This is a genomic window from Pseudomonas sp. NY8896 (genome assembly GCF_039634505.1).
Genome location: NZ_CP132350.1, coordinates 2220156 through 2247001 on the forward strand (window position 1 = coordinate 2220156; position 26846 = coordinate 2247001).

The window sequence follows — 26846 nt, forward strand, 5'->3', positions numbered from 1 at the left end:
ACCAGCGGATTTTCCCCGGCACGTCTCCGGGCCTTCGCTAGCGAAGGGCGGCACGACGGTGGGGCGATGGGCTGGGCGGGAGTCATGCCTTTGATACTCACATGCGGCGTAAGGTTGATTAAAGCAGTGAATGGCAACCTTTACATCGTACCTGGCTAAACATTGCCTGGAAGGCCGCTCGTTCAATGTGGGAGCGGCCCTTTCGCGACTCAAGGCCGCTCCCACAGGGATCGTGCAGGCAGCAGAAAATCGGCAAATCTGCGACAATCGCCCGACTTACCGAATGCCGATCATGAAAAAGCAGGCTCACCTGCATCACTAAAAAGCCCCATGACTGACCACGCCATCGACAAACTGCTGCAAAACCTCGACCACGCCATGATTGCCGACCGTCATCGTCTGCGCCGGCAACTGCACGAACTGCGCAAGCGTCCCGATGAGGCAAAGCTGGCGCAGTGGGTGGAAAAGGTCCAGGCCTCCTGCGCCCAGGTCACCGCGCGCCAGCAAAGCGTGCCAACCGTGCGCTACGACGACAACCTGCCGATCGCCGCCAAGCGTGAGGAAATCAAGAAGGCCCTGGCCGAACACCAGGTGCTGGTGATTGCCGGTGAAACCGGCTCGGGCAAGACCACCCAGTTGCCGAAGATCTGCCTGGAACTGGGCCGTGGCAGCCATGGGTTGATCGCCCACACCCAGCCACGCCGGATCGCCGCGCGCAGCGTGGCGGCGCGGGTCGCCGAAGAGCTGGGCACACCCTTGGGCGGGCTGGTTGGCTACCAGGTGCGCTTCGAAGACCAGAGCGATGCCAACACCCTGGTCAAGCTGATGACCGATGGCATCCTGCTGGCTGAAACCCAGCATGACCGCTTCCTCGAGCGCTACGACACGATCATCGTCGACGAGGCCCACGAGCGCAGCCTGAACATCGACTTCCTGCTCGGCTACCTGAAGACGCTGCTGCATCGCCGGCCGGACCTGAAACTGATCATCACTTCGGCCACCATCGACCTGGAGCGCTTCTCCAAACACTTTGACGGCGCGCCGATCATCGAGGTGTCCGGGCGCACCTTCCCGGTGGAAACCTGGTACCGCCCGCTGACCAGCGAGCAGGACGAGGAAGGTAACCAGATCGAGGACGACCTCACCGTCGACCAGGCCATCCTCGCCACCCTGGATGAAGTGGCGCAGCATGAGCGCAGCGAGGGCAAAAGCCCCGGCGATGTGCTGATCTTCCTGCCGGGCGAGCGGGAAATCCGCGATGCCGCGGAGATCCTGCGCAAGGCGCAATTGCGCCACACCGAGATTCTGCCGCTGTACGCGCGGCTGTCGCCTGCCGAACAGCAGCGCATTTTCCAGCCGCACACCGGGCGCCGCGTGGTGCTGGCCACCAACGTCGCCGAAACCTCGCTGACTGTACCTGGCATCCGCTATGTGATCGACACCGGTACTGCGCGTATCAGCCGCTACAGCTACCGCGCCAAGGTTCAGCGCCTGCCCATCGAAGCGGTGTCGCAGGCCAGCGCCAACCAGCGCAAGGGCCGTTGCGGCCGGGTCGAACCGGGCATATGCGTGCGGCTGTACAGCGAAGAGGATTTCAACAGCCGGCCAGCGTTCACCGACCCAGAGATCCTGCGCACCAACCTGGCGGCGGTGATCCTGCAGATGCTGCACCTGCGCCTGGGCGCTATCGATGCCTTCCCGTTCATCGAGCCGCCGGATGGCAAGGCCATCAGCGACGGCTTCAACCTGCTGCAGGAGCTTTCGGCGGTCAACCGCGAGAACCAGCTGACGCCTATCGGCCGCCAGCTGGCGCGTTTGCCAATCGACCCAAGGTTGGGCCGCATGCTGCTCGAAGGCGCACGCCAGGGCAGCTTGCAGGAAGTGCTGATCGTCACCAGTGCGTTGTCGGTGCAGGACCCGCGCGAACGCCCGCCAGAGCGCCAGCAGGCCGCCGACCAGGCGCACGCACAGTGGAAAGACGTGGACTCCGACTTCGCCGCGCTGGTCAACCTGTGGCGTGGTTTTGAGGAACAGCGCCAGGCATTGACCGCCAACCCGCTGCGCAACTGGTGCCGCAAGCACTTCCTGAACTACTTGCGCCTGCGTGAGTGGCGCGATGCCCATCGTCAGCTGGCGCTGATCTGCCGCGACCTGCAGTTGACGGTGAACAAGGAACCGACCGACTACCAGAAGCTGCACAAGGCGATCCTTAGCGGGCTGCTCAGCCAGATCGGCCAGAAGACCGAAGAAGGCGACTACCAAGGGGCCCGCCAGCGGCGCTTCTGGGTGCATCCGTCGTCGGGCCTGGGGCGCAAGCGCCCGCAGTGGGTAATGGCTGCCGAGCTGGTCGAAACCACCAAGCTTTATGCACGCATGGTGGCCAAGATCGAACCGGACTGGATCGAGCCGCTGGCCGGTCACCTGATCAAGAAGAACCACTTCGAGCCGCACTGGGAGAAGAAGCGCGGGCAGGTGGTGGCCTATGAGCAGATCACCCTCTACGGGCTGATTCTGGTCGGCCGTCGGCCTGTGCATTACGGCCCGATCGACCCGGTCACCTCACGCGAGCTGTTCATCCGTGAAGGCCTGGTGGGCGGCGAGATTCAGTCACGGGCCAAGTGCCTGGCGGCCAACAAACGCCTGCTTGAAGAGCTCGACGAGCTGGAGGCCAAGGCTCGTCGGCGCGACATCCTGGCTGACGAAGAAACGCTTTATGCCTTCTACGAAGCGCGTCTGCCGGCGGAAATCCATCAGACCGCGACCTTCGACAGCTGGTACCGCATGGGCAGCCAGAAGGACGCCAACCTGTTGATCATGCGCGAGGAAGACGTGCTGGCCCGTGAGGCTAGCGAAGTGACCGCCGCGCAGTACCCTGACAGCCTGCAAGTGGGCGAGCTGCGCCTGCCGCTGAGTTACCACTTCGAGCCCGGCCACCCCCGCGATGGCGTTACCGTGCGGGTGCCGGCGCCGCTGCTGCCAAGCTTGCCGGGCGAGCGCCTGGAATGGTTGGTGCCAGGCCTGCTGGAAGCCAAGTGCGTGGCGCTGGTGCGCAACCTGCCCAAGGCCCTGCGCAAGAACTTCGTACCGGTGCCGGACTTCGTCAAGGCGTCGCTGGCGCGCATGACCTTCGGCCAAGGGGCACTGCCGCAGGCCCTGGGCCAGGAGCTGTTGCGCATGACCGGTGCGCGCGTGCCGGACGAGGCCTGGGACGAATCGGTCAACTTGGTCGAAGGCCATCTGCGCATGAACATCGAGGTGGTCGATGGCCAGGGCAAGTTCCTGGGCGAAGGCCGTGACCTGGCCGAACTGACCGCGCGCTTTGCTGCCGCCAGTCAGGCTGCCCTGGCCGTGCCGCGTGATGCGAAAAGCGAACAGCCGGTGCAGGCCAAGGCCTTCAGCGAAGTGAAGCAGACCGCTCAGCAGAAGATCGCCGGCCTGTCGATGACCGTGTACCCGGCGCTGGTGGAAGACAACGGCACTGTACGTGAAGGGCGCTTCTCGACCCAGGCCGAAGCCGAGTTCCAACACCGCCGTGCATTGCAACGGTTGTTGTTGCAGCAATTGGCCGAGCCGGCCAAGTTTCTGCGTGGCAAGCTGCCGGGGCTGACTGAACTGGGCCTGCTGTACCGTGAATTGGGCCGGGTCGAGGCGCTGGTCGAAGACATTCTGCTGGCCAGCCTGGACAGTTGCATCCTCGAAGGCGAGCAACCGTTGCCACGTGATGGTGCGGCCTTGGCCGGGCTGGCCGAGCGTAAGCGCGGTAGCTGGGCCGAGCATGCCGAGCGCCTAGCACGCCAGACGCTGGAGGTGTTGAAACTGTGGCATGGCCTGCAGAAGCGCTTCAAGGGCAAGATCGACCTGAGCCAGGCGGTGGCACTGAACGACATCAAGCAGCAGTTGGGCAACCTGGTTTACCCGGGCTTCGTGCGCGAAACGCCAGGGGCCTGGTTCAAGGAACTGCCGCGTTACCTCAAGGCGGTGGAACTGCGCCTGGAGAAGCTGGGGTCGCAAGTGCAGAAGGACCGGGTGTGGAGCGGTGAGCTGGCCAACCTGTGGGCGCAGTACAAGGCCCGTGCCGACAAGCATGCCCAGGAAGGCAAGCGCGATGAGCAACTGGCCTTGTACCGCTGGTGGCTGGAGGAATATCGGGTGTCGCTGTTTGCCCAGCAGCTGGGGACCAAGGTGCCGATTTCCGACAAAAGATTGAGCAAACAATGGAGTCAGGTGGAAGGCTAAACTTCCACAGTTGTGGCAATATTGATGCAATTTGGGGCCGCTTTGCGGCCCTTCGCGGGCACGCCCGCTCCCACAGGTACAGCAGTGTTCTCGGGGGCGACGCGATCCTTGTAGGAGCGGGCTTGCCCGCGAACGAGGGCGCAGCCCTCGCCTTTAAATTGGTACCAAGGTGCCATTATCCTGTCATGTTTCCAGCCAGCGCCCTGTGGCGATGGCCTTTGACCAGAGGAACGACCGTGCATAACGTCGTGATCAGCGGCACCGGCCTGTACACCCCGGCCCAGAGCATTTCCAACGAAGAACTGGTGGCCTCCTTCAACGCCTGGTCGCAGCAATTCAACCAGGACAACGCCGCCGCCATCGAGCGTGGTGAAGTCGAAGCGGCGCCGCTGTCCGATGCGGCATTCATCGAAAAGGCCTCCGGCATCAAAAGCCGCTTTGTCATGGACAAGGCCGGTATCCTCGACCCGCAGCGTATGAAGCCACGCCTGCCAGAGCGCAGCAACGATGAGCCGTCGGTGCTCTGCGAAATGGCCGTGGCCGCTGCCCGCCAGGCCCTGGAGCGCGCTGGGCGCACCGCTGCCGATGTCGACGGGGTGATCGTCGCCTGCTCCAACCTGCAGCGCCCGTACCCGGCCATTGCCATCGAGGTGCAGCAGGCGCTGGGTATCCAGGGCTTTGCCTTCGACATGAACGTGGCGTGTTCGTCGGCCACCTTCGGCATCCAGACCGCCGCCAACAGCGTGGCCCTGGGCCAGGCCCGGGCAGTGCTGATGGTCAACCCGGAGGTGTGCACCGGCCACCTGAACTTCCGTGACCGTGACAGCCATTTCATTTTCGGTGATGCCGCCACCGCGGTACTGATCGAGCGTGCCGACCAGGCCACCTCGGCGCACCAGTTCGACATCGTCAGCAGCAAGCTGTGGACCGAGTTCTCCAACAACATCCGCAACAACTTCGGTTTCCTCAACCGTGCGGCGGAAGAGGGCGAAGGCGCAGCGGACAAGCTGTTCATCCAGGAAGGCCGCAAGGTGTTCCGCGAGGTGTGCCCGAAAGTGGCCGAGCTGATCGGTGAGCACCTGCAGGAAAACGGCCTGCAACCGAGCGATGTGAAGCGTTTCTGGCTGCACCAGGCCAACCTCAGCATGAACCACCTGATCGTCAAGAAACTGCTGGGACGTGAAGTGGCCGAGCAAGATGCACCGGTGATTCTGGACCGTTACGCCAATACCAGTTCGGCCGGGTCGGTGATTGCCTTCCACCTGTACCAGGATGACCTGGCCAAGGGCTCGCTGGGTGTGTTGAGCTCGTTTGGTGCGGGGTATTCGATTGGTAGCGTGATTCTGCGCAAGCGCTGATTGCTTGGGGCCGCTTTGCGGCCCATTCGCAGCACAGTTTCACAGGCAAAAAAAAGCGGGAAACGCCGGATGGGGTCGGCGTTTCCCGCTTCAGGTGAAGCAGAGGCGTTTGCAGCTTAGAACTTGGCTTCCAGGTCTACCTGCAGGGTGTCTACGTCAGCATCGCTGTTCGGCAGGTTGGAGTAGTCGGTCTTGGCCATCATGTAGGCCGCGCCCAGGGCGAAGTTCTTGTCGATTTCGTAACCCACTTTGAACTTGTGGCCACGGGAACCGGTGAAACCGTTGCCGAAGTCAGAGTCGGTGAACAGGCTGACGACACCGTTGCGCTGCACGTCGCGGTAGTTGTAGTCCAGGCTCCAGGCACCGATCTTGCTCTTCAGGCCGGCCAGCCATGCCTTGTCCTTGCCATCGGTGCTTTCGGTGTTCTTGACGAACTGGCCGTAAGCCGACAGAGGGATGGCGAAGCCGGTAAAGTCGACCTGACCGAAGCCTTCCACCAGGTTGAATTCGTCGGTGGTGTTGCCCAGCGAGCGCAGGGCTGCCGAGGCCTTGTCGTTGTCGTAGCCGTAGATGCTGCCACCAACGGTAACCTTGACGGTATCCGCCGCGTTGAACTTGGTACCCAGCTGGGCCGCATACAGCTGTGCGTCGTGCTTGAACTGCACGCCGTCGCCGTCGACGTTGTCCTTCAGGTTGTAGTGGCCGATGCTGCCGAACACTTCGGCCGGGCCGAGGTTGGTCTTGTAGGTGGCGGCCACACCTTCCGGGTTGATGTCGCTGTCCCAGATGATGTCGCCCATGCTCACCCATGGCTGCATCATCTTGCCGCCGATCAGGTGCAGGTTCGGCACGGCGGTCGGGTGCCAGTCGAGGTAGGCCAGGTCGACCCACAGCGATTTCTTCTCGAAGTAGTTGTCCAGGCTCTGGTTGGTCGAGCGGGCGTCGGCGCTGCTGCCGGTGGCCACACGCACACCGGCGTCGACCTGCGGGTTGATCTCGCTGTAGAAGCCGACACGGGCACGTACGCGCTCACGGTCCTGGTTACCACTGCGGGAGATCGGGTTGTCGACGTTGACGTCTTCGTAGCGCAGGCGCACGTCACCCTTGATCTGGGTCTTGGCGGCCCATGCCACTTTTTGTTCAAAGGAGCTCATACGTTCGGACTGAGCTTTCTGGTCGGCCTTTTCCTTGGTTTCTTTTGCCAGGTCGCCCTGCAGTTCGTTGTACTGCGCCTGGTTGATCGAGCCATTGGCGCGGAGCATTTCGAGCAGCTTGGCGTCGACAGCAGCACTGGCCGGGGCGCTCAGAGCCAGCATCATGCCGGTGAGGCTCACTCCGGTAAGTGTAGAAACAAGACGCATAAGGTTCTCCCTACTGAAAAAAATGGGGGAGGCTCAAGCGCCTGCCCCTGCGTTGGCATGTCTTCGGAAAGGGCCTGAATAGACAGGTTCTGGGGTTCCGGAAAACAGGCGCAAGTATTGCGGGGGGCAATGACAGATTAATGTCTAATTAGTGGCACTGTTGTTAAGTAATTGAGAATAAAAGGATCAGCCTGGCGATCGTCATTTGAGTGGCGGGCATTCCTTGGGGATACTGAAGGCCTTCAGACAGCGAGCCGAAACCGTGACCAGCCTGTACAGCCTTGCCCATTTACGTGATCTTCCGGCGACCACCTGGGATGCCCTGGTGCCAGCCGGTCAACCGTTCCTGCGCCATGCATTTCTCAGTGCCATGGAGGACAGCGGCAGCGTGGCGCGCAACACCGGCTGGGCCGCCGAGCACCTGGTGCTGGAGCGTGACGGGCAGGTAAGGGCGCTGTTGCCGGCGTACCGCAAGTGGCACTCGTTTGGCGAGTACGTGTTCGATCATGGCTGGGCCGATGCCTGTGAGCGGGCCGGCATCGCCTACTACCCCAAGTTGCTCGGCGCGGTGCCGTTCAGCCCGGTCAGCGGGCCACGCCTGCTGGCGGCTGACCCGGCTGACGGCTTGCTGATGCTGCAGGCCCTGCCGGAGTATCTGGGCAAGGGCGGGCTATCCGGTGCGCACATCAATTTCACCGACCCGGCACTGGATGCGCTGCTGGCTGGCTTGCCTGGCTGGATGGAACGCCTGGGTTGCCAGTTTCACTGGCAAAACAGAGGGTATCGCGACTTCCAGGACTTTCTCGACAGCCTCAGCTCACGCAAGCGCAAACAGATGCGCAAGGAGCGCGAGCAGGTGGCGGGGCAGGGCATCGACTTTCGCTGGTACCGCGGCGATGAGCTGGACGAGGCGCAGTGGGATTTCGTCTTCCTGTGTTATGCCAACACCTATGCGGTGCGCCGCCGTGCACCTTACCTGACCCGCGATTTTTTCAGCCTGCTGGCCGAGCGCATGCCCGAGGCCGTGCGTGTGGTAATGGCGCGCCAGGGCGGGCGTGATGTGGCGATGGCCTTGAGCCTGGTAGGTGGCGACAGCCTGTTCGGCCGTTACTGGGGCTGCCTGGATGAGTTCGACCGGCTGCATTTCGAGACGTGTTTCTACCAGGGCATGGACTTTGCCATTGCCGAGGGCTATCAGCGTTTCGATGCCGGGGCACAGGGTGAGCACAAGCTGATTCGCGGGTTCGAGCCGGTGTTGACGCGCTCCTGGCATTACCTGCTGCACCCAGGACTACGGCGGGCGGTGGAGGAATTTCTGCAGCAGGAGCGTGAAGGGGTGAGGGGGTATGCCGAAGAGGCCAGGGAGATGCTGCCCTATCGTCGGGACTGAGTTGTTTCAGGCTGTCACCCATCCTGTGGGAGCCTAATCGACCCCGACAAAGCCCCCGGTCTGGTGGTGCCACAAGCGGGCATACAAGCCTTGTTGCTCCAGTAGCTCACTGTGGCTGCCACTTTCGACAATCCGCCCCTTGTCCAGCACCACCAGCCTATCCATGCGGGCAATGGTCGACAGCCGGTGGGCGATGGCAATCACTGTCTTGCCCTGCATCAGCGTCTCCAGGCTTTCCTGAATCGCTGCCTCCACTTCCGAGTCCAGCGCCGACGTGGCTTCGTCCATGATCAGGATCGGCGCATTCTTCAACAGCACCCGGGCGATGGCGATGCGCTGGCGCTGGCCACCCGACAACTTGACCCCGCGTTCACCTACATGGGCATCGAAGCCGGTGCGCCCCTGGGCGTCCGACAGCTGCGGGATGAACTCGTCGGCGCGGGCACGACGCACGGCTTCGAGCAACTCGGCCTCGCTGGCGCCGGGGCGGCCATATAGCAGGTTGTCGCGGATCGAGCGGTGCAGCAACGAGGTGTCCTGGGTGATCATGCCAATTTGTGCGCGCAGGCTGGCCTGGCTCACTTGGGCAATGTCCTGGCCATCGATGAGGATGCGCCCACCCTGCACGTCGTACAGGCGCAGCAGCAGGTTGACCAGGGTCGACTTGCCCGCCCCGGACGGGCCGATCAAGCCGATTTTCTCGCCTGGGCGAATGTTCAGGTCAAGCCCTTCGATAACGTAGGCGGCTTTGCCGTAGTGGAAATCGACGTCCTCGAATCGCACCGCGCCTCGGCTGACCTTGAGTGCCGGCGCATTGGGCAGGTCGGTGACCGTGACTGGCTGGGCGATGGTCTGCAGGCCGTCCTGGACCATGCCGATGTTCTCGAAGATGCCGTTGACCACCCACATGATCCAGCCCGACATGTTGACGATACGGATCACCAGGCCGGTGGCCAGGGCGATGGCGCCGACCGTGATCATTGATTGGCTCCACAGCCACAGCGCAAGCCCCGTGGTGGTGACCACCAGCAGGCCATTGAGGGTGGTGATGACCACGTCCATGCTGGTGACCACGCGCGATGCAAGCTGGGTTTTTTCGGTCTGTTCGCGGATCGCTTCGCGTGCGTATTGCTGTTCGTAATCGGTGTGGGCAAACAGCTTCAGGGTGGCGATGTTGGTGTAGCCATCGACGATGCGCCCCATCAGCTTGGAACGGGCGTCGGAGGAGATCACCGAGCGTTCCTTGACCCTTGGCACGAAGTAGAAGAGCGCGGCGATGTAGCCGACGATCCACAGCAGCAGCGGCAGCATCAGGCGCCAGTCGGCCTCGGCGAACAGCACCAGCGAGGTGATGGCGTAGATCAGCACGTGCCACAGCGCGTCCACGGCCTGCACAGCGGAGTCGCGCAGGGAGTTGCCGGTCTGCATGATGCGCTGGGCGATGCGCCCGGCAAAGTCGCTTTGGAAGAAGTTCAGGCTCTGCTTGAGCACATAGGTGTGGTTTTGCCAGCGGATCAGGCTGGTCATGCCGGGGTTGATGGTCTGGTGCACCAGCAGGTCGTGCAGGCCGAAAAACACCGGCCGCAGCAGCAGGATCACCACCAGCATCCAGATCAGCTCGCCACTGTGCTCGCTGAAGAAGTTGGCATTGGGCGTGCCCTGGGCCAGGTCGATGATGCGGCTGAGGTAGCTGAACATCGCCACCTCGATCAGCGAGGCGAACAGGCCGACCACCAGCAGGGCCAGGAAGCTAGGCCACACCTGGCGCAGGTAATACAGGTAGAACGGCCACACGGTAGTCGGCGGTGACTCGCTGGGGGCTTCGCGAAAAATGTCGATCAGTTGCTCGAAACGGCGGTACAGCATGGGTAACGGCACTCCTGTTCCATCCTGCCCTCAGGCGGTTTCACGTCCCTGTGAAGCCTGCGGTCAGTCGATGCGTTTGGCCGACTTGATGTACACCGGGTCCGCCGGTACATCGCGCATGCCTTTCTTGATGGTGGTCGGCGAATTGACGATCTGGTCGACCACTTCCATGCCCTTGGTCACCTTGCCGAATACGGCGTAGCCACGGTCACGCCCTGGGTTGAGGAAATCGTTGTCGGCCACGTTGATGAAGAACTGGCTGGTGGCGGAGTTCGGGTCCGAGGTGCGCGCCATCGACAGGGTGCCACGGGTGTTCAGCAGGCCATTGCTGGCTTCGTTCTTGATCGGGTCGTTGGTGTTCTTCTGCACCATCTGGTCAGTGAAGCCGCCGCCCTGCACCATGAAGCCCGGGATCACCCGGTGGAAAATCGTGTTGTTGTAGAAACCGCTGTCGACGTATTGCAGGAAATTCTTCGTGCTGACCGGTGCCTTCTCGGCGTTCAGCTCGATTTCGACCTGGCCGAAGCTGGTGTCCAGCAGAACGTGCGGGGTCTTGTCAGAGGCCATGACGCTGGTGGCGAAGGCGACCGAACAGGCGGTGAGCAGGAGTTTTTTCAGCATGGGCTCAAAGATCCTTGAGAGGTGGAGGCGGCTGCGAGGAACTGCAGCAGGGTCTGGTTGAAGACCTCGGGTTGATCGAGGGGGGTAGCGTGCCGGGAATCGTCGACGACGACCAGCCTGGCATTGGGCATAAGGGCGACGTAGCGCTCTTTCAGTTGTATCGGGGTGTAATCGTGGTCGGCGGCGATGACCAGGGTAGGACAGTGGATCTGCCCGATGCGTTCCTGCACGCCCCAGTCGACGATAGCGTCGAAACTCTTGAGGTAGGCGCGTTTGTCATTGCGTGCCCAGCGCTGGGCCATCGTCTGCCGCAGGTTTGCTTGTCGGGGCTTGGGGAACAGCCGCTCGGCCAGGCCCTTGCCAACGGTTTCGACACTCAGGACACGCGCCAGGCCCCAGCGCTTGAACCACCATACCCAGTCACTGCGGGTGCGGCGCTTGACTTCGGGGGCACTGTTGACGATGCACAAGCTGCGCAGCCATTGCGGGTGGTCGACGGCAAACTGGAAGCCGATCATGCCACCCATGGACAGGCCGACGAAGTGTACGGGGCCTGTGTGCAGGTGTTCGAGCAAGGCCAGCAGGTCGGCACTGAAGGTGGCGATCTGGTAACCGTCGCGGGGTTTGTCGGAACGGCCGTGGCCACGGATGTCCATGAGGATTACCCGGTAGTGGCGGCTGAGCGCCGGCACCTGCAACTCCCAGTCCTGGCAGCTTGAGCCCAGACCGTGCAGCAACACCAGGGGTTCGCCCTGGCCATATTCCTCGTAATGCAGTGAGCATCCTTCGTGTTCGAAATAGGCCATGGGCGCGGTCCTCTCAAGCTTGTGGGGGGGCTGCGAAGGGCACGTCCAGTGGCGCGGTGTCGAAATTGCGCAGCAGGTCGATGAGAATCTGCGTAGCCGGGCCCAGGGTCTTCTCTTTGCTCGAATAAAGGTAGAACAGCGGGTGACGGCTGCCACCCTGATCTAGCGGTAAAGGCTTGAGCACGCCTTCGCGCAGTTCACGCTCGATCATGTGCCGGGGCAGCCAGGCAAAGCCCAGGCCGCTGCTGACGAAGGTGGCAGCGGTGCCCAGGCTGCCGACGGTCCAGCGTTGTTCGGCACCCAGCCAGCCGACGTCGCGTGGCTGGGCGCGGCCGGAGTCGCGGATCACCACCTGCAATTGGCTTTCCAGGTCCTGGAAGGTCAGTTCGCGGCCCAGGCGGTGCAGGCTGTGTTCGGGGTGAGCGACGGCGACAAACTCGACCGCGCTCAGTTCGGCGCCCAGGTAGCCGCCGATGCTGTAACTGCTGATGGCCAGGTCGGCGATGCCTTCGTGCATCACTTCTTCTACGCCAGACAGCACTTCTTCACGCAGGCGCACCCGGCAGCCGCGGCTCTGTGGCATGAATGCGGCCAGCGCGCGCACCAGGCGCGCACTGGGGTAGGCGGCATCGACCACCAGGCGCACTTCGGCTTCCCAGCCCTGTTCCATGTGGTGGGCAAGGTCTTCGAGCTGGCTGGCCTGCTTGACCAGGTGGCGCGAGCGGCGCAGCAGCACATTGCCGGCCTCGGTCAGCACCGCCTTGCGGCCATCGATGCGCAACAGCGGCACACCCAGTTGCTCTTGCATGCGGGCCACGGTGTAGCTGACCGAGGACTGCGAGCGGTGCAACGCCTCGGCGGCCTGGGCAAACCCGCCGTGATCGACCACTGCTTGCAGGGTTCGCCACTGGTCTAGGGTTACGCGCGGCGCTTTCATCTTTCGCTCCTGTTGTCCTAAGCTGCGCTCTTTCAAGGAGAGCGGCCGATGAAGAAATGTTGTGCGGCAATACTGATGTGCCTGCCCCTCGCGGCCATGGCGTACCCCATCGATGTGGAGAAAGAGCTGACCGGGGTCAAGCTCGACTACACCGCCTATGACACGGCCTACGACATCGGCGCCATCACCCTCAACAACTATGGGCAGGTCCCGGCGGCGTGCAAGGTGACCTTTCGCAATGGCCCGGAGGCACCGCGCGTGCGACGGGTGAACGTACCGGCCGGTAAAAGCGTCGATGTCACCGCCAAATTCAATCGGCAGATCATCAAGCTGCGGATCGCCTTGAGCTGCAGCGCGGAACAAACTGATTAATCGATTGATTGAACCCACTTTTTACGCTTTTTTATCGATAGGTCAAGCCTTAATCTCACCTCCATCGAATCGCAACCCTATTTGCCGATGGAGGCACCCCATGTCCCGCGTACTGATCATCGAAAGCAGCGCCCGCCAGCAGGATTCCGTTTCCCGTCAGCTGACCGCTGATTTCATCCAGCAATGGCAGGCTGTTCACCCGGCCGATCAGATCACGGTGCGCGACCTGGCGGTCAACCCGGTGCCGCATCTGGATGCCAACCTGCTGGGTGGCTGGATGAAACCCGAAGAACAGCGCAGCGCCGCCGAATTGGATGCCCTGGCCCGATCCAACGAATTGACTGATGAGTTGCTGGCAGCCGACGTGCTGGTGATGGCCGCACCGATGTACAACTTCACCATCCCCAGCACCCTCAAGGCCTGGTTGGACCATGTGCTGCGCGCCGGCATCACCTTCAAGTACACGCCTACTGGCCCACAAGGCCTGCTGACCGGCAAGCGCGCCATCGTCCTGACTGCCCGCGGCGGTATCCATGCCGGTGCCAGCAGCGACCACCAGGAACCGTACCTGCGCCAGGTGATGGCCTTCATCGGTATTCATGATGTCGACTTCATCCATGCCGAAGGCCTGAACATGAGCGGCGAATTCCACGAGAAGGGCCTCAACCAGGCCAAGGCCAAGCTGGCGGCAGTAGCCTGAGATTCACTGAATTCCCAACCCTGACACCTGTTGTTGCTCCTTTGGGTGTATCTGCCCGGCCTGCATGGCCGGGTTTTTTTTGCCCGGCATTTTGTGCAGGCCAGTGCAGCCCCTACATTCCTCATGGTTGAACTCATTTGCCGCAACCCGCTAAGGTCGCGGCCTTGACTCACGAGAGGCAACCATGGGCTACCTGATAATCGTCGCGCTGATCCAGGCGTTTTCCTTCAGCCTGATCGGCGAGTACCTGGCCGGGCACGTCGACAGCTACTTTGCTGTGCTCGCACGGGTACTGTTGGCGGGCCTCGTGTTCCTGCCGCTGACCCGCTGGCGCCAGGTCGAGCCGCGCTTCATGCGCTCGATGCTGCTGATCGGCGCGCTGCAGTACGGCATCACCTACGTCTGCCTGTACCTGAGTTTCCGCGTGCTCACGGTGCCAGAGGTGCTGCTGTTCACCATTCTCACGCCGTTGCATGTGACCCTGATCGAAGACGCCATGAACCGGCGCTTCAACCCTTGGGCGCTGCTGGCCGCGCTGGTTGCGGTGGCGGGCGCCGGGGTGATCCGCTTCGACAGCATCAGCGGCGAGTTCTTCATCGGCTTCCTGTTGCTGCAGCTGGCCAACTTCACCTATGCCGCCGGCCAGGTGCTGTACCGCCACCTGGTTGCGCGCTACCCCAGCGACCTACCGCATTACGCCCGCTTTGGCTATTTCTACCTCGGCGCCTTGCTGGTGGTGCTACCGGCCTTTTTGTTGTTCGGCAACACGCAACACCTGCCGAGTACCGATGTGCAATGGCTGGTGCTGCTGTTCCTGGGCCTGTGCCCGACCGCGCTGGGGCTGTACTGGTGGAACAAGGGCGCATGCCTGGTTTCTGGCGGCACACTGGCGGTGATGAACAACCTGCATGTGCCGGTCGGGCTGCTGCTGAACCTGCTGATCTGGAACCAGCACGAGCCGCTGGGGCGGCTGTTCATCGGCGGCGGGATCATCCTGGCGTCGGTGTGGCTGAGCCGCCTGGGTGGCCGTGCGCAGGCGCCGATGGCCGGCAAGGCCTGACATGCACACCATCTTCGTCATCGTCGCACCGATTTTCGCCTTGATTCTGGTCGGCTACTTGTGCCGCAAAACCAACAAGCTGGGCGACAAGGCCGCCGCCGAAATCAACAAGATGGTGGTCTGGCTGTGCCTGCCGGCGTTGCTGTTCAAGGTGACGGCCACTGCCACCTGGAGCGAGATCTGGCACCCGGGGTTCATCGCAGCCTTCGGCGCGGGGGCCCTGGCCATGTTCGTAATCACCTTGCTGTGGCGCTTGACCAGTGGCCATGGCCTGGTGGCGTCGAGCATCGACGGGCTCAGTGCCGGGTATGCCAACACCGGCTATATAGGCATCCCGTTGTGCCTGCTGCTGTTCGGCCAGGCGGGCTTGCAGCCGGCGCTGATCTCCTCTTTGATCGTGGTGTGCCTGGTGTTTGCCATTTCCCTGACGCTGATCGAGGTCGGGCTGCAGGAAGAACGGCAAATCGGCCGCGCCATCGTGGTGGTTGGCAAGGCGCTGGCGAAGAATCCGTTGGTGATCTCGCCATTGGCGGGGGCGGCCTGGGCGGTGTCTGGCTGGGGATTGGCAGAGCCGGTGATGCATTTTCTCGACATGCTGGCGTTGGCGACCACGCCGTGCGCGCTGGTGTCGTTGGGCGCCTTCCTGGCCGAAAAGCGCCCAGGTGCGCAGGCCAGCCCATGGCCGCTGGTGGTCATGAAACTGGTGGGGCAGCCGGCGCTGACCTGGGTGCTGGCGTACAAGGTGTTCAGCCTGCCGAGCATGTGGGCGGCTTCGGCGGTGCTGCTGGCAGCGCTGCCGACCGGGACCGGCCCGTTCATGCTGGCGGAGTATTACAACCGTGAGGCGGGGCTGATTTCGCGCACGATCCTGCTGTCGACGGTGGCGTCGCTGGTGACCTTGACCGGGTTGCTGTACCTGCTGGGGTATGCGGGGTAGCGGCTGCTGTACTATGGCCGCGCGGCGCAGGCTGTGATAATGGGGGCAATCACAGGGGCCTTATCATGCTGACCATCTCCAACAATGTGCATCTGCCGGATGCCGACATCGAACTGACCTACATCCGTGCGCAAGGCGCGGGTGGGCAGAATGTCAACAAGGTGTCCAGCGCCGTGCACCTGCGCTTCGACATTCCGGCCTCGTCACTGCCCGAGTTCTACAAGGAACGGCTGTTGGCGCTGCGTGACAATCGCATCACCGGCGACGGCGTGTTGATCATCAAGGCCCAACAGTACCGCACCCAGGACCAAAACCGCGCTGACGCCCTGGCGCGTCTTGCCGAGTTGATCATCGCGGCCGCCAAGACCGAGAAGAAACGCCGCCCCACCAAGCCCACCCTCGGCTCGAAGACCCGCCGCCTTGAAGGGAAAGCCAGGCGGAGCACTGTCAAGGCGGGCAGGGGCAAGGTGGACTTCTAGTGCAGCCCCGGTAATCTCAAGCTTCGCTCAGCTGTTCCAGGCGATGCTGGACAGGCTCTTGCGCCAAACGCCCGCTCAACCCCACCCGCATGTCATTGCCGCTCGGCTGCTGATACAGGCTCAAGCCAAACTCTGGCAACACCGCCAGCAGGTAGTCGAAGATATCCCCCTGGATCCGCTCATACTCAGCCCATGCCGTGGTGGTGGTGAAGCAGTAGATTTCCAGCGGCACGCCTTCGGCGGTGGTCTGCATCTGCCGCACCATGCAGGTCATGTTCGGGTGAACGTTGGGGTGGTTCTTCAGGTAAGCCAGGGCAAACGCGCGGAAGGTGCCGATGTTGGTCAGCTTGCGGCGATTGGCCGACAGCTCGGCGACAGGCCCCAGGGCTTCGTTCCAGTTCTGCAGCTCCTGGCGCTTGCCTGCCAGGTAATCGCCAAGCAACTGAACCTGGCTCAGGCGCTGTTCCTCTTCGCGGGTAAGGAAGCGCACGCCGGCGGCATCGATGAACAGGCTGCGTTTGATTCGCCGGCCCCCGGATTGCTGCATGCCGCGATAGTTGCGGAACGACTCGCTCATCAGGCGCCAGGTGGGGATGGAAACGATGGTCTTGTCGAAGTTCTGCACCTTCACCGTGTGCAGGGTGATATCCACCACGTCACCATCGGCACCCACCTGCGGCATTTCGATCCAGTCACCCACATGCAGCATGTCGTTGCTGGTCAACTGCACGCTGGCGACGAACGACAGCAGGGTGTCCTTGTACACCAACAGCAGCACCGCCGACATGGCACCCAGACCCGACAGCAGCAGCAACGGCGAACGGTCGATCAGGGTGGCGACGATGACGATCGAGGCGAAGATCCACAACATCATCTTGGCCAGTTGCACGTAGCCCTTGATCGAGCGGGTGCGGGCGTGTTCGGTGCGAGCATAGATGTCGAGCAGGGCATCCAGCAGGCACGACAGCGCCATGGTCATGAACAGCAGGGTAAACGCCAGGGCGACATTGCCGAGGAAGTGCTGGGCGGTATCTGACAGCTCCGGCACCAGCTTCAGGCCGAACTGCAGTACCAGCGACGGGGTGGTTTGCGCCAGGCGGTGGAACACCTTGTTGTGGCGCAGGTCGTCCAGCCACTTCAGCGCTGGCTGGCGGGCCAGCAGGCGCGCGCCGTGCAGCATGAGGAAGCGCGCCAGGCGGCCGACCACCAGAGAAATCAGCAGCAACACCGCCAAGCCGATGGCAGCGTGCAACATGGGATGTTGGTCGAGGGTGCCCCACAGGTCGAGGGAGTCACGCCAGATTCTTTGTATATCCATGGGCTTGCGTACAGTCTTGTTGCGAAACGAAGTGCCATTAGAGCGCGGATGGCGGCAAAGTTGCCAAAAGAAATTCGGCTAAGCCGGCAGAAAACGTTACCCTATGCAACTGAATTTCCCGCACTTGCCTGAGGTTACCTCCGTGTTCTCCCAATTCGCCCTGCATGAACGCCTGCTTAAAGCCGTGGCCGAGCTTAAATTTGTCGAGCCAACCCCGGTGCAGGCTGCGGCCATCCCCCTGGCCCTGCAAGGGCGTGACCTGCGCGTGACCGCGCAGACTGGTAGCGGCAAAACGGCAGCTTTCGTGCTGCCGCTGCTCAACCGCCTGGTCGACCTGAAAGGTGGACGGGTAGAAATCCGCTCGCTGATCCTGCTGCCAACTCGCGAGCTGGCCCAGCAGACCCTCAAGCAAGTGCAGCTGTTCTCGCAGTTCACTTACGTCAAGGCAGGCCTGGTCACCGGCGGTGAAGACTTCAAGGAACAGGCCGCCATGCTGCGCAAAGTGCCGGACGTGCTGATCGGCACCCCGGGCCGCCTGCTTGAGCAACTGAATGCCGGCAACCTCGACCTGTCCCATGTGAAGGTGCTGATCCTCGACGAAGCCGACCGCATGCTCGACATGGGCTTCGCCGAAGACATGGAGCGCCTGTGCAAGGAATGCGAGAACCGCGAGCAGACCCTGCTGTTCTCCGCCACTACCGGTGGCGCGGCCCTGCGCGACATCATCGGCAAAGTGCTGAAAGACCCTGAGCACCTGATGCTCAACAGTGTTTCGCAACTGGCCGAAGGCACCCGCCAGCAGATCATCACCGCCGACCACGACCAGCACAAGGAGCAGATCGCGCAGTGGCTGCTGGCCAACGAAACCTTCGACAAGGCGATTATCTTCACCAACACCCGCGCCATGGCCGACCGCATCTACGGTCACCTGGTGGCCAAGGACGTGAAAGCCTTCGTGCTGCATGGCGAGAAAGACCAGAAGGACCGCAAGCTGGCCATCGAGCGCTTCAAGCAGGGTAGCTCCAAGGTACTGGTCGCCACCGACGTGGCAGCCCGTGGCCTGGATATCGACGGCCTGGACCTGGTGATCAACTTCGACATGCCACGCAGCGGCGACGAGTACGTACACCGTGTGGGCCGCACCGGCCGTGCCGGTGGTGAAGGCCTGGCGATCTCGCTGATCACCCACAACGACTGGAACCTGATGTCGAGCATCGAGCGCTACCTCAAGCAGCAGTTCGAGCGCCGGGTGATCAAGGAAGTGAAGGGCACTTACAGCGGGCCGAAGAAGGTCAAGGCTTCGGGCAAGGCTGTTGGGGCCAAGAAGAAGAAAGTTGACAAGAAGACCGGTGACAAGAAGGCTGCCGCCAAGCGCAAGCCAACCGCCAAGCCGAGGGCCAACGCACCGCTGGCCAGCGCTGACGGCCTGGCGCCGCTGAAGAAGCGCAAGCCTGCTGCCGAGTAACATTCTCAAACAGTGTTGTCTTCTTCGCGGGCACACCCGCTCCCACAGGGTCATCACAGATCTTAAAGGCTGTGTTGTAACTGTGGGGACGGGCTTGCCCGCGAAAACCTTGGCACAGGTGACAACTAGTCAGCCTTCTTTTCCGCCGTTTTCAATTCCTTGATCCGCTGGTCTATCAGCTGACACTTGTCGGGCAAGTCCTTGCTCGCCGTCTCCAAATCCATCCCCTGAAGCTCGTCATTGATCTCCTTGGCCTTCTGCGGGTTTTGTTCGGTCAATTGCGTGACCAACCCGGCAAGCTCTTCACGTTTTTGCGTTGCTTCTTCCGGTGTGCAGGCCCAGGCGGGCAGGGCGCAGAGCAGGGCTGTGGCGCAGGCAATGGGCAGTAGCGGTTTCATCCTTTCTACCTCCAGCGGTGGCTATGCGCGGTGGAGGGCTAAAGGGGCGTGGTAGTTCAGCGTTAACGACCGATGGCGGAAACAGTCACTCAGCCAGCAAGGTGGGGGCGCGCCGTCATGTCTATGCCTAATGCCTTCATTACGGTCAGGAACGACTTCAGGGTCGGGTTGCCGTGCTCGCTGAAAGAGCGGTAGAGCTGTTCGCGAGACAGGCCAGTTTCTTTGGCCAGTTCGCTCATGCCCTTTGCACGGGCCACCACGCCAACCGCTTTGGCAACATAGCCGGCATCGCCAGTCTCAAGTGCGTCGGTCATGAACTGCGCGATTGCTTCGGGCGTTGTGAGGTACTCGGCGGGGTCGAATTCGGAAAAGGTTTCAGTCATTTTGCATCCTCCACGAACGCAGAATCTGGTGGGCTGCCTTGATGTCACGCTGTTGGCTGCTTTTGTCGCCGCCACATAACAGAATGACGAAAGTGTTGCCCGTCTGATGGAAGTACACCCGGTAGCCAGGCCCGTAGTAAATCCTGAGTTCACTGACGCCATGGCCAACCGGAGATACGTCGCCAGGTAAACCCTCCATTAACCGGTTGATCCGAGAAATGATGCGGGCTCTGGCGCTGCTGTCCCGCAGGCCGGTCACCCAATGTCTGAAACTGCTGGATTCGATTTTCTTCATCGAGTGAATGTAGTTTATAAACTACAGGCGGCAAGTCAGCAAATGGTTTCTGCCTGTTGCCGCCTAAGCGGCTTCTAGCAATGGCATTTCTTCCAGCGTTCATTTTTCGGAACACCGTCCTCACCGGCAGGTCCCAAAATGTGTACCCCTTCCGTCCACAGCAGGAGCCCATCACCATGAGCATCGCCTACGACTGGGACCTGATCGAACGCTTGCTGCACGAAGTGCAGAATGGCGCCGGTCACAGCTTCACGCCCCGCCCCTATGCCGAGCAGCACGCCGCCGCATTGGCCGCCAAGGGTGAGCCACTGGGCGACTTGGACCACCTGAAAACCCGCGCCTGCGAGTATGAAAAGCTGCTGTTCGAGCGTGGCTTTATCGAGAGCCGGCACGAAGACGACGGCGGCAATGGAGAAAACTTCGTGCTGACCGAACGCGGTTCGCGCTTGATGAGCCTGATCGACAGCAGCATCCCCGGCTTCGAGCACCCGCGCCAAGTGCTGGATGAGCAGGAAGATGCCTTGGACGAAGCGACGTTCGAACGGGTATCTGCGAAGGCACAGATTGCTTGATGTCGTTTTAAGGCTGGCAAGTGCGGCGCTGGAAACCCGATAATCGGTAGCTTCTGAACGCTGCCGAGCCTTGCCCATGCCCACGACGATCCCAGAGGCCCGCTTATGAGCGCGGTCCGCAAGAACCCAGACGCCTTTGCATTCCAGGTGATGCTGGGGCTGTGCCTGATCTGGGGTTGCCAGCAGGTGCTGATCAAGACCGCTGCTGTCGACATCGCCCCGGTGATGCAGGCTGCGCTGCGCAACGGTATCGCTGCCGTGCTGGTGGGCCTGATGCTGTGCTGGCGTGGCGGTTGGGAGCAGGTCGGCAGCACCTGGCGCGCCGGGCTGGTGGCAGGCGGGCTGTTCGGCGTGGAGTTCCTGTTCATTGCCGAGGGCCTGAAACTGACTTCGGCGGCGCATATGTCGGTGTTCCTCTATACCGCGCCCGTATTTACCGCATTGGGCCTGCATTTTCGGCTACCCAGCGAACGCCTGCGGCTGCTGCAGTGGGTGGGCATTTTGCTGGCCTTCGGTGGTATCGCCATGGCCTTTGCCGGTGGCATGTCGTTCGAACACATGGATGGCCGTACCCTGTTGGGTGATGCGTTTGGCGTGATCGCCGGGCTGGCCTGGGGCGCGACCACGGTGGTGGTGCGCTGTTCACGGCTTTCGGAGGCGCCAGCCACCTTGACCCTGTTCTATCAGTTGGCGGTCGGTTTTGCCGGGCTGCTGTTGATTGCCCTGCTCAGCGGGCAGATCGGCGCGGTGTCGCTGACGCCGCTGGCGATGGGCAGCGTGCTGTTCCAAGGGATTGTGGTGTCGTTCATCAGCTATCTCACCTGGTTCTGGTTGCTGCGCAAATACCTGGCGTCGAACTTGGCGGTGTTTTCGTTCATTACCCCGCTGTTCGGGGTGACGTTTGGTGTATTGCTGCTCGATGAGCCACTGAGCGTGAATTTTGTGGTTGGGGCGTTGATGGTGCTGCTGGGGGTGATTCTGGTGAGTGCCGAGCCTTGGGTTAAGCAGCAGTTGCGGCGGTTTGTAGGGTAGTACGGGCCATTCGCACTAGCCCCCCGGCCACTACCAACCCGCCTGCAGCCAGCATCAGCGCCGGCTGCAGCCCGCCGCTGTAATGGCTGCTGAGCGCCGCAAGCAACGGCCCGCTCAACTGCCCCAGGGCAAAGCACGCGGTCAGCAGCCCGGCATTGCGCTGGGTGGCATGTGGTGCCAGCTCCCGCGAGCGCTGCATCACCAATTGCATGCAGGCCAGGAATGGCCCGCCGCACAGCACTACACCCAGCGCCAACCCGATGCCTCCGCCCATCAGGCAGGCCAGCACGCCCAGCCCTTGCAACCACAGGGTGGCCGCGAGCCAGCGCGCGGTGCTACTGCCACGGCGCAGGCTCACCAACAGCACACCCAGCGCCGCCGCCAGGCCGAACGCCGGCCAGAACAGGTCGGCCAGCCACTGCCCGCGAAATTGCTGATTGGCCATCTGTGACAGGAAGGTGGCCGGCAGGATGTAACCCACGCCATACAGTGCATACACCAGCCCCAGGCGGCCAATGCCGCCGCTGCGGGTCGGGCCTTGCTGCTCTGGCAACGGAGCTGGCGCGGCTTGCAGCGACCGTGGCAGCCAAGGCCGCACGGCCAGCAGCATCACCAGTGCAGCCACGGCATAGATCAGCCACAGTGCTGCCGAGCCCAGCCCCAACAGATGCGCCACCAGTGCCAACAGCCCCGTCACGGCGATGCCCAGGCCGGGCCCTGCAAACACCAGGGCACCTAGCCGTTGGCGGTTGTGGGCATTGGCCACCTGTTGGCTGAGGCTGGTGATCATCACCAGCACCCAGGCACTGGCCACGCCGGTGCCAAAGCGCAGCAGCAGGTGGCCCCAGAAGCCTTCGGCAGCCCAGGAGGCCAGTGTCAACAGCACGCACAACCACAGCCCGCCATGCAGGCGCAGACGCACCTGGCCTGGCGAGCGAGCGAACATGGCGTCCACCGCGCCTATGAAATAGCCCAGGTAGTTGGCCGCCGCCACCAGCCCTGCGACTGTCAGGTCGAACTGGCCTTCGGCAATCAGTTGTGGCAATTGCGGGGTGAGGGCGAAACGGCCGATGCCCATGGCCATCATCAGCGCCACGGCGCTGGCCAGCAGTTGAATGAGTGGCGACATGACAGGTCTCCTGCACGGATGTAAGCGATGGTTGGCAGGTTAGGGCGATTTTATTTTCAATAAAATTGAATAATGATGATCAAGTTGTTCTGTTTTGGAGAATGCTGTGGAGTTCAGCCAACTGCGTATCTTTCAAGCCGTAGCCGAGGAAGGCTCGGTCACCCGTGCCGCCGAACGCTTGCACCGGGTGCCATCGAACCTCTCGACACGTTTGCGCCAGCTTGAGGAGCAACTGGGTGTCGAGCTGTTCCTGCGCGAACGCCAGCGTTTGCAGCTGTCGCCTGCGGGCAAGGTGCTTCTGGACTATGCCCACCGCATGTCGGCCCTGCGCGACGAGGCGCTGGCTGCCGTGCGAGGCGGTGAGCCGGCCGGGGACTTCGTGCTTGGGACCATGTACAGCACGGCGGCGACCCATCTGCCGGCATTGCTGGCGCGTTATCACCAGGCATACCCGGCAGTGAACCTGCAAGTGCGCGCCGCACCCAGCGGCGAGCTGCTCGAAGGCCTGCTCAGCCACCGCCTGGATGCCGCTCTGGTGGATGGGCCGCTGAACCTGGCCGGGCTGGATGGCGTGCCGCTGTGCGATGAGCAACTGGTGCTGATCACCAGCCCCGAGCACCCGGCGGTGCATACTGCCAAGGACGTGGCAGGCAAGGCGGTGTTCACCTTCCGTCAGGGCTGCTCGTACCGCATGCGTCTGGAGGCGTGGTATGCCCATGCCCATACGCCGATGGGCCGGGTGATGGAGATCGAGTCGTACCAGAGCATGCTGGCCTGTGTAATCGCCGGTGCGGGTGTGGCGATGATGGCCCAGTCGATGCTCGACAGCCTGCCCGGGCGCGACCGGGTGAGGGTACACCCGCTGCAGGCGCCGTTCGACCAGGCGGTTACCTGGCTTATGTGGCGTCAAGGGATGCGCGGGGCTAATCTGCAGGCATGGATCGACCTGCAACAAAGCGAAACGATTAGCCAGTCGTCGGAATGCGCCGCCACGGCTTGATCCGCGTCAAAATGGCCCTTATCTGTAGGAGCAGAGGCATGCGTAATACAGGACATCGGGCTATGATCTGTATGAAGCATCGCAGGATTGATTCGCCGTGAGGTTGACCCGTCAAGGGGGCATTATGAATAAACCACTGTCAAACTGGCTCCACGACCTGGCGGTCGCCTTGGGGCTGATTCCACCACCCTTGCAGCCGGTGCCGATCCCGACTGATGAAGAGCAGCGCAAGCGCCAACCGCGTCGTCGCTGATTAAAGACAAAGGCCGCTGCACCTGGGTGGGTGCAGCGGCCTTTTAGTGTCTGCTGATTGTCTATTGCCAGTGCAGGCGATATCTATCAGGCCAGATTCACTGCACCGACTGGTTTGCGCGACATCAGGCTAACCACCACAAAACTCACCAAGCCAATCGCCAGGCTGTAGTAGATCGGTGTATTGGCCTCCAGCCCGTCCTTGAACATGAACAGCAGCGCAGTGGCAAAGCCCAGCGACATGCTGGCAATCGCACCGGCAGTGGTCGCACGTTTCCAGAAGATTGCCCCGATCAGCGGGATCAGCATGCCGCCGACCAGCAGGTTGTAGGCCAGGGTCAGGGCGTTGATCACATCGTTCACCATCAGCGCGATGCCCAGCACCACCAGGCCGGTGAGCAGGGTGAACAGGCGGCTGAGCCCCAGGCTCGATTGCTTGCCGCCACGCAGCTTGGGCAGCAGGTCTTCGGTCACAGTGGTCGAAGCGGCCAGCAGGCCGGCACTGGCGGTGGACATCATGGCTGCCAGTGCTGCGGCCATCAGCAGGCCACGGATGCCATCGGGCAGGGTGCTCTTGATCATCTCGGCAAAGGCGTTGTTCGGGTTGGCCAGGTCGGGCATCAGCACATGTGCCGCCATGCCGATGGCAGCGCAAGCCAGGCCGTACACCACACAGTACACACCGGCGACGGTGCCGGCACGCTGGCAGACCTTTTCATCGCGAGCAGTGAATACACGCTGCCAGATGTCCTGGCCGATGAGAATGCCGAAGAAGTAGATCAGGAAGTAGGTAACGATGGTGTCCCAGCCAATGGTGGTCAGCTGGAAGCTGGCCGCTGGCAATTTGGCCACCAGGGTGTCCCAACCACCGGCCTTGTACAGGCACACCGGCAGCAGGATGAACATCAGGCCGACGGTCTTGATCACGAACTGGACGATGTCGGTCAGGGTCAGCGACCACATGCCGCCAATGGTCGAATACAGCACCACCACACCGCCGCCGAGCAGCAGCGAAGCCCAGAACGGCAAGTCCAGCAGCACTTGCAATACGGTGGCCATGGCCAGGGTCGAGGTGACGCCGATCATCAGCGCGTAAGCCAGCATGATCACGGCGCTGGCCTGACGTGCGGTAGGGTTGTAGCGTTGCTCAAGCACCTGGGTCACGGTGAAGATGCGCAGGCGCAGCAACGGTTTGGCCAGGAACAGGTTGATGGCGATGATGCCCAGGCCCAGGGCTGCGCACAGCCAGAAACCGGAAATGCCGTGAACGTAGCCCAGGCGCACAGTGCCAACGGTAGAAGCGCCACCGAGCACGGTGGTGGCCATGGTACCCATGTACAGCACCGGGCCGAGGTTGCGCCCGGCTACCAGGTAGTCTTCATGGGTTTTCGCGCGTCGCATGCCGTACCAGCCCAGCCCGAGCATGCCGGCGGTGTAGATCATTACAACAATGATGTCCAAGGCCATTGGGGGTCTCCCGATTATCTTTATTATGGCGAGATCGATCACGCGGGCGGGTTCACGGCGCCCGGCGGTCTTGTCGTGTTGTTGGCGGGCCTCTGTGGCCCTCCCTCATGGCTCCTGCCGGGGTATTGCAAGTACTGCCAGCTCTTTTGTAGGAGCGGCCTTGTGTCGCGATTGGGCCGCAGAGCGGCCCCGGCAATCTATGCATCACGGCCACAAACCGGGGGCCGCTTTGCGGCCCGATCGCGACACAAGGCCGCTCCTACAAAGGGCCGTCGGTCAGCGGCGCACGACGCCTGGTAGCACGCAGAGCATCTCGAACAACAGGTTGGCACCGAGCAGCGAGGTGTTGCCGGTGGTGTCGTAAGGCGGGGAGACTTCGACGAGGTCACAGCCGATCAGGTCCAGGCCGTGGCAGCCGCGAATGATCTCCATCGCCTGGATGGTGGTCAAGCCGCCGATTTCCGGGGTACCGGTGCCGGGTGCCCAGGCCGGGTCGATGCCGTCGATGTCGAACGACAGGTACACTGGGCCGCCGCCGACTTTTTCCCGCACTTCGGCCATCAAAGGTTCCAGCGACTTGTGCCAGCATTCTTCGGCCTGGACCACACGGAAACCCTGGCGGCGGCTCCAGTTGAAGTCGTCGGCGGTATAGCCCTGGGCGCGCAGGCCGATCTGTACCACGCGGTCGCAATCGAGCAGGCCTTCTTCCACGGCGCGGCGGAAGGTGGTGCCGTGGGCGATCTTCTCGCCGAACATGTGGTCGTTGACGTCGGCGTGGGCGTCGATGTGTACCAGGCCGATCTTGCCGTGCTTCTTGTGCAGCGCACGCAGGATTGGCAGGGTGATGGTGTGGTCGCCACCCAGGGTCATGGGGATGACGTTGTGCTCGACGATCTCGTCATACGCCTCTTCGATGATGCGCACGGCGTCCAGCAGGTTGAAGGTGTTGATTGCCACGTCACCGATGTCGGCTACCGACAGCGAGTCGAACGGGGCGGCACCGGTGGCCATGTTGTAGGGGCGGATCATCACCGACTCGGCGCGGATCTGCCGTGGGCCGAAGCGGGTGCCGGAGCGCAGCGAGGTTCCGATGTCCAACGGTACGCCGATGAAGGCGGCATCCAGGCCTTTGGCGCTTTGCAGGTGGGGGAGACGGAGCATGGTGGCGATGCCGCCGAAACGCGGCATTTCGTTGCCGCCCAGTGGTTGGTGGAGAGTCTTGTCCACGGTGGGCCTCATCAGTCGGTCGATTGTTCTGTTTGTTCGAACCTGTGCCGCCGCGCGCCTTTCAAGTGTGGTTTTGCCGGCGGGCAGGGACATTTCGGCCAAGTCTGCTCAAGGTAGTGCCCGGGAAGAATCGCTACCGACAAATACTTAGTTCAGGATTTTCTGAACTAAAGGCTGGCGGAGCG

Annotated in this window: 25 protein-coding genes; 13 read left to right on the plus strand and 12 right to left on the minus strand. The window is 62.3% G+C overall.

The window, feature by feature from the left end; translation table 11 throughout:
- Positions 1–330: 330 nt before the first annotated feature.
- Both hrpA and Q9451_RS09910 read left to right on the plus strand, forming a co-directional pair.
- The gene (gene hrpA / locus Q9451_RS09905; RefSeq protein ID WP_012273627.1) at positions 331–4236 is read left to right on the plus strand and encodes an ATP-dependent RNA helicase HrpA; all 3906 of its coding nucleotides are present in this window, start codon (positions 331–333) and stop codon (positions 4234–4236) included.
- A gap of 236 nt (positions 4237–4472) precedes the next feature.
- The gene (locus Q9451_RS09910) at positions 4473–5594 is read left to right on the plus strand and encodes a beta-ketoacyl-ACP synthase III (RefSeq protein WP_012273626.1); all 1122 of its coding nucleotides are present in this window, start codon (positions 4473–4475) and stop codon (positions 5592–5594) included.
- A 116-nt stretch (positions 5595–5710) separates the two neighbouring features.
- Here Q9451_RS09910 and Q9451_RS09915 read toward each other — a convergent pair whose 3' ends face one another.
- Positions 5711–6955, minus strand: coding sequence for a putative porin (locus tag Q9451_RS09915; protein WP_012273625.1), 1245 nt, complete (start codon positions 6953–6955; stop codon positions 5711–5713).
- A 262-nt stretch (positions 6956–7217) separates the two neighbouring features.
- On the opposite strand from Q9451_RS09915, the gene Q9451_RS09920 reads away from it, so the two are divergent.
- Positions 7218–8345, plus strand: a complete 1128-nt coding sequence (locus Q9451_RS09920) for a GNAT family N-acetyltransferase (RefSeq protein WP_012273624.1) — start codon at positions 7218–7220, stop codon at positions 8343–8345.
- 33 nt (positions 8346–8378) lie between these two features.
- Here the strand turns inward: Q9451_RS09920 and Q9451_RS09925 are convergent, their stop codons facing one another.
- From Q9451_RS09925 to Q9451_RS09940, 4 genes are all read right to left on the minus strand, one after another.
- Positions 8379–10211, minus strand: coding sequence for an ABC transporter ATP-binding protein (locus tag Q9451_RS09925; RefSeq protein ID WP_012273623.1), 1833 nt, complete (start codon positions 10209–10211; stop codon positions 8379–8381).
- Positions 10212–10274: 63 nt separating this feature from the next.
- Positions 10275–10832 carry a peptidylprolyl isomerase A gene (locus Q9451_RS09930; protein ID WP_012273622.1) on the minus strand — a complete coding sequence of 186 codons (558 nt, stop codon included), beginning with the start codon at positions 10830–10832 and terminating at the stop codon, positions 10275–10277.
- Complete coding sequence (locus Q9451_RS09935; RefSeq protein ID WP_012273621.1) at positions 10826–11638, minus strand: alpha/beta hydrolase; 813 nt, start codon at positions 11636–11638, stop codon at positions 10826–10828. Before Q9451_RS09935 ends, Q9451_RS09930 begins: the two co-directional genes overlap by 7 nt.
- 13 nt (positions 11639–11651) lie before the next feature.
- Positions 11652–12575: a LysR family transcriptional regulator gene (locus Q9451_RS09940; RefSeq protein WP_012273620.1), complete on the minus strand. Its 924-nt coding sequence runs from the start codon at positions 12573–12575 to the stop codon at positions 11652–11654.
- Between the two features lie 48 nt (positions 12576–12623).
- Between Q9451_RS09940 and Q9451_RS09945 the strand changes: the two genes are divergently transcribed.
- The 5 genes from Q9451_RS09945 (at position 12624) to arfB (ending at position 16123) form a co-directional block, all read left to right on the plus strand.
- Positions 12624–12947: a hypothetical protein gene (locus tag Q9451_RS09945; RefSeq protein WP_012273619.1), complete on the plus strand. Its 324-nt coding sequence runs from the start codon at positions 12624–12626 to the stop codon at positions 12945–12947.
- Positions 12948–13047: 100 nt separating this feature from the next.
- Complete coding sequence (locus Q9451_RS09950) at positions 13048–13647, plus strand: FMN-dependent NADH-azoreductase (protein WP_012273618.1); 600 nt, start codon at positions 13048–13050, stop codon at positions 13645–13647.
- 184 nt (positions 13648–13831) lie between these two features.
- Positions 13832–14707, plus strand: coding sequence for a carboxylate/amino acid/amine transporter (locus Q9451_RS09955; RefSeq protein ID WP_012273617.1), 876 nt, complete (start codon positions 13832–13834; stop codon positions 14705–14707).
- Position 14708: 1 nt separating this feature from the next.
- Positions 14709–15644, plus strand: coding sequence for an AEC family transporter (locus tag Q9451_RS09960; RefSeq protein ID WP_012273616.1), 936 nt, complete (start codon positions 14709–14711; stop codon positions 15642–15644).
- Between the two features lie 65 nt (positions 15645–15709).
- Complete coding sequence (arfB, locus tag Q9451_RS09965) at positions 15710–16123, plus strand: alternative ribosome rescue aminoacyl-tRNA hydrolase ArfB (RefSeq protein WP_012273615.1); 414 nt, start codon at positions 15710–15712, stop codon at positions 16121–16123.
- A 16-nt stretch (positions 16124–16139) separates the two neighbouring features.
- On the opposite strand, the gene Q9451_RS09970 is transcribed toward arfB, so the two are convergent.
- Complete coding sequence (locus Q9451_RS09970; protein WP_012273614.1) at positions 16140–17441, minus strand: mechanosensitive ion channel family protein; 1302 nt, start codon at positions 17439–17441, stop codon at positions 16140–16142.
- Between the two features lie 103 nt (positions 17442–17544).
- On the opposite strand from Q9451_RS09970, the gene Q9451_RS09975 reads away from it, so the two are divergent.
- Positions 17545–18906, plus strand: a complete 1362-nt coding sequence (locus Q9451_RS09975; protein ID WP_012273613.1) for a DEAD/DEAH box helicase — start codon at positions 17545–17547, stop codon at positions 18904–18906.
- Between the two features lie 125 nt (positions 18907–19031).
- Here the strand turns inward: Q9451_RS09975 and Q9451_RS09980 are convergent, their stop codons facing one another.
- The 3 genes from Q9451_RS09980 to Q9451_RS09990 form a co-directional block, all read right to left on the minus strand.
- On the minus strand, positions 19032–19304 hold the full coding sequence (locus Q9451_RS09980; RefSeq protein WP_012273612.1) for a hypothetical protein: 273 nt from the start codon (positions 19302–19304) through the stop codon (positions 19032–19034).
- A gap of 89 nt (positions 19305–19393) precedes the next feature.
- Complete coding sequence (locus Q9451_RS09985) at positions 19394–19687, minus strand: addiction module antidote protein (RefSeq protein ID WP_012273611.1); 294 nt, start codon at positions 19685–19687, stop codon at positions 19394–19396.
- Positions 19680–19982 (minus strand): type II toxin-antitoxin system RelE/ParE family toxin, encoded by a 303-nt coding sequence (locus Q9451_RS09990; RefSeq protein ID WP_012273610.1) that lies wholly within the window; start codon positions 19980–19982, stop codon positions 19680–19682. The genes Q9451_RS09985 and Q9451_RS09990 overlap by 8 nt, the downstream gene beginning before the upstream one ends.
- A gap of 176 nt (positions 19983–20158) precedes the next feature.
- On the opposite strand from Q9451_RS09990, the gene Q9451_RS09995 reads away from it, so the two are divergent.
- Together Q9451_RS09995 and Q9451_RS10000 are read left to right on the plus strand one after the other, a co-directional pair.
- Positions 20159–20554, plus strand: a complete 396-nt coding sequence (locus tag Q9451_RS09995; protein WP_012273609.1) for a hypothetical protein — start codon at positions 20159–20161, stop codon at positions 20552–20554.
- A 105-nt stretch (positions 20555–20659) separates the two neighbouring features.
- Positions 20660–21586, plus strand: coding sequence for a DMT family transporter (locus Q9451_RS10000; protein ID WP_012273608.1), 927 nt, complete (start codon positions 20660–20662; stop codon positions 21584–21586).
- On the opposite strand, the gene Q9451_RS10005 is transcribed toward Q9451_RS10000, so the two are convergent.
- Positions 21555–22715: an MFS transporter gene (locus Q9451_RS10005; RefSeq protein ID WP_012273607.1), complete on the minus strand. Its 1161-nt coding sequence runs from the start codon at positions 22713–22715 to the stop codon at positions 21555–21557. The genes Q9451_RS10000 and Q9451_RS10005 overlap by 32 nt on opposite strands.
- A gap of 106 nt (positions 22716–22821) precedes the next feature.
- Here Q9451_RS10005 and Q9451_RS10010 point away from each other — a divergent pair, with 106 nt between their 5' ends.
- Entirely contained in the window at positions 22822–23715 is an 894-nt protein-coding gene (locus Q9451_RS10010) for a LysR family transcriptional regulator (protein WP_012273606.1), read from the plus strand.
- Positions 23716–23839: 124 nt separating this feature from the next.
- The gene (locus tag Q9451_RS10015) at positions 23840–23968 is read left to right on the plus strand and encodes a PA1414 family protein (RefSeq protein WP_009683677.1); all 129 of its coding nucleotides are present in this window, start codon (positions 23840–23842) and stop codon (positions 23966–23968) included.
- An 86-nt stretch (positions 23969–24054) separates the two neighbouring features.
- Here the strand turns inward: Q9451_RS10015 and Q9451_RS10020 are convergent, their stop codons facing one another.
- Both Q9451_RS10020 and speB read right to left on the minus strand, forming a co-directional pair.
- Positions 24055–25434: a sodium:solute symporter gene (locus Q9451_RS10020; protein WP_012273605.1), complete on the minus strand. Its 1380-nt coding sequence runs from the start codon at positions 25432–25434 to the stop codon at positions 24055–24057.
- 276 nt (positions 25435–25710) lie between these two features.
- Positions 25711–26661 carry an agmatinase gene (gene speB, locus Q9451_RS10025; protein WP_041166556.1) on the minus strand — a complete coding sequence of 317 codons (951 nt, stop codon included), beginning with the start codon at positions 26659–26661 and terminating at the stop codon, positions 25711–25713.
- Between the last annotated feature and the right edge of the window lie 185 nt (positions 26662–26846).

What these genes read in the sequence shown, in the direction of transcription:
- hrpA (WP_012273627.1), top strand. Translation starts at nt 331, where the DNA reads ATGACTGACCACGCCATCGACAAACTGCTGCAAAACCTCGACCACGCC.
- Q9451_RS09915 (WP_012273625.1), bottom strand. Translation starts at nt 6,955, where the DNA reads ATGCGTCTTGTTTCTACACTTACCGGAGTGAGCCTCACCGGCATGATG.
- Q9451_RS09925 (WP_012273623.1), bottom strand. Translation starts at nt 10,211, where the DNA reads ATGCTGTACCGCCGTTTCGAGCAACTGATCGACATTTTTCGCGAAGCC.
- Q9451_RS09930 (WP_012273622.1), bottom strand. Translation starts at nt 10,832, where the DNA reads ATGCTGAAAAAACTCCTGCTCACCGCCTGTTCGGTCGCCTTCGCCACC.
- Q9451_RS09935 (WP_012273621.1), bottom strand. Translation starts at nt 11,638, where the DNA reads ATGGCCTATTTCGAACACGAAGGATGCTCACTGCATTACGAGGAATAT.
- Q9451_RS09940 (WP_012273620.1), bottom strand. Translation starts at nt 12,575, where the DNA reads ATGAAAGCGCCGCGCGTAACCCTAGACCAGTGGCGAACCCTGCAAGCA.
- Q9451_RS09945 (WP_012273619.1), top strand. Translation starts at nt 12,624, where the DNA reads ATGAAGAAATGTTGTGCGGCAATACTGATGTGCCTGCCCCTCGCGGCC.
- Q9451_RS09950 (WP_012273618.1), top strand. Translation starts at nt 13,048, where the DNA reads ATGTCCCGCGTACTGATCATCGAAAGCAGCGCCCGCCAGCAGGATTCC.
- Q9451_RS09955 (WP_012273617.1), top strand. Translation starts at nt 13,832, where the DNA reads ATGGGCTACCTGATAATCGTCGCGCTGATCCAGGCGTTTTCCTTCAGC.
- Q9451_RS09960 (WP_012273616.1), top strand. Translation starts at nt 14,709, where the DNA reads ATGCACACCATCTTCGTCATCGTCGCACCGATTTTCGCCTTGATTCTG.
- arfB (WP_012273615.1), top strand. Translation starts at nt 15,710, where the DNA reads ATGCTGACCATCTCCAACAATGTGCATCTGCCGGATGCCGACATCGAA.
- Q9451_RS09970 (WP_012273614.1), bottom strand. Translation starts at nt 17,441, where the DNA reads ATGGATATACAAAGAATCTGGCGTGACTCCCTCGACCTGTGGGGCACC.
- Q9451_RS09975 (WP_012273613.1), top strand. Translation starts at nt 17,545, where the DNA reads ATGCAACTGAATTTCCCGCACTTGCCTGAGGTTACCTCCGTGTTCTCC.
- Q9451_RS09980 (WP_012273612.1), bottom strand. Translation starts at nt 19,304, where the DNA reads ATGAAACCGCTACTGCCCATTGCCTGCGCCACAGCCCTGCTCTGCGCC.
- Q9451_RS09985 (WP_012273611.1), bottom strand. Translation starts at nt 19,687, where the DNA reads ATGACTGAAACCTTTTCCGAATTCGACCCCGCCGAGTACCTCACAACG.
- Q9451_RS09990 (WP_012273610.1), bottom strand. Translation starts at nt 19,982, where the DNA reads ATGAAGAAAATCGAATCCAGCAGTTTCAGACATTGGGTGACCGGCCTG.
- Q9451_RS09995 (WP_012273609.1), top strand. Translation starts at nt 20,159, where the DNA reads ATGAGCATCGCCTACGACTGGGACCTGATCGAACGCTTGCTGCACGAA.
- Q9451_RS10000 (WP_012273608.1), top strand. Translation starts at nt 20,660, where the DNA reads ATGAGCGCGGTCCGCAAGAACCCAGACGCCTTTGCATTCCAGGTGATG.
- Q9451_RS10005 (WP_012273607.1), bottom strand. Translation starts at nt 22,715, where the DNA reads ATGTCGCCACTCATTCAACTGCTGGCCAGCGCCGTGGCGCTGATGATG.
- Q9451_RS10015 (WP_009683677.1), top strand. Translation starts at nt 23,840, where the DNA reads ATGAATAAACCACTGTCAAACTGGCTCCACGACCTGGCGGTCGCCTTG.
- Q9451_RS10020 (WP_012273605.1), bottom strand. Translation starts at nt 25,434, where the DNA reads ATGGCCTTGGACATCATTGTTGTAATGATCTACACCGCCGGCATGCTC.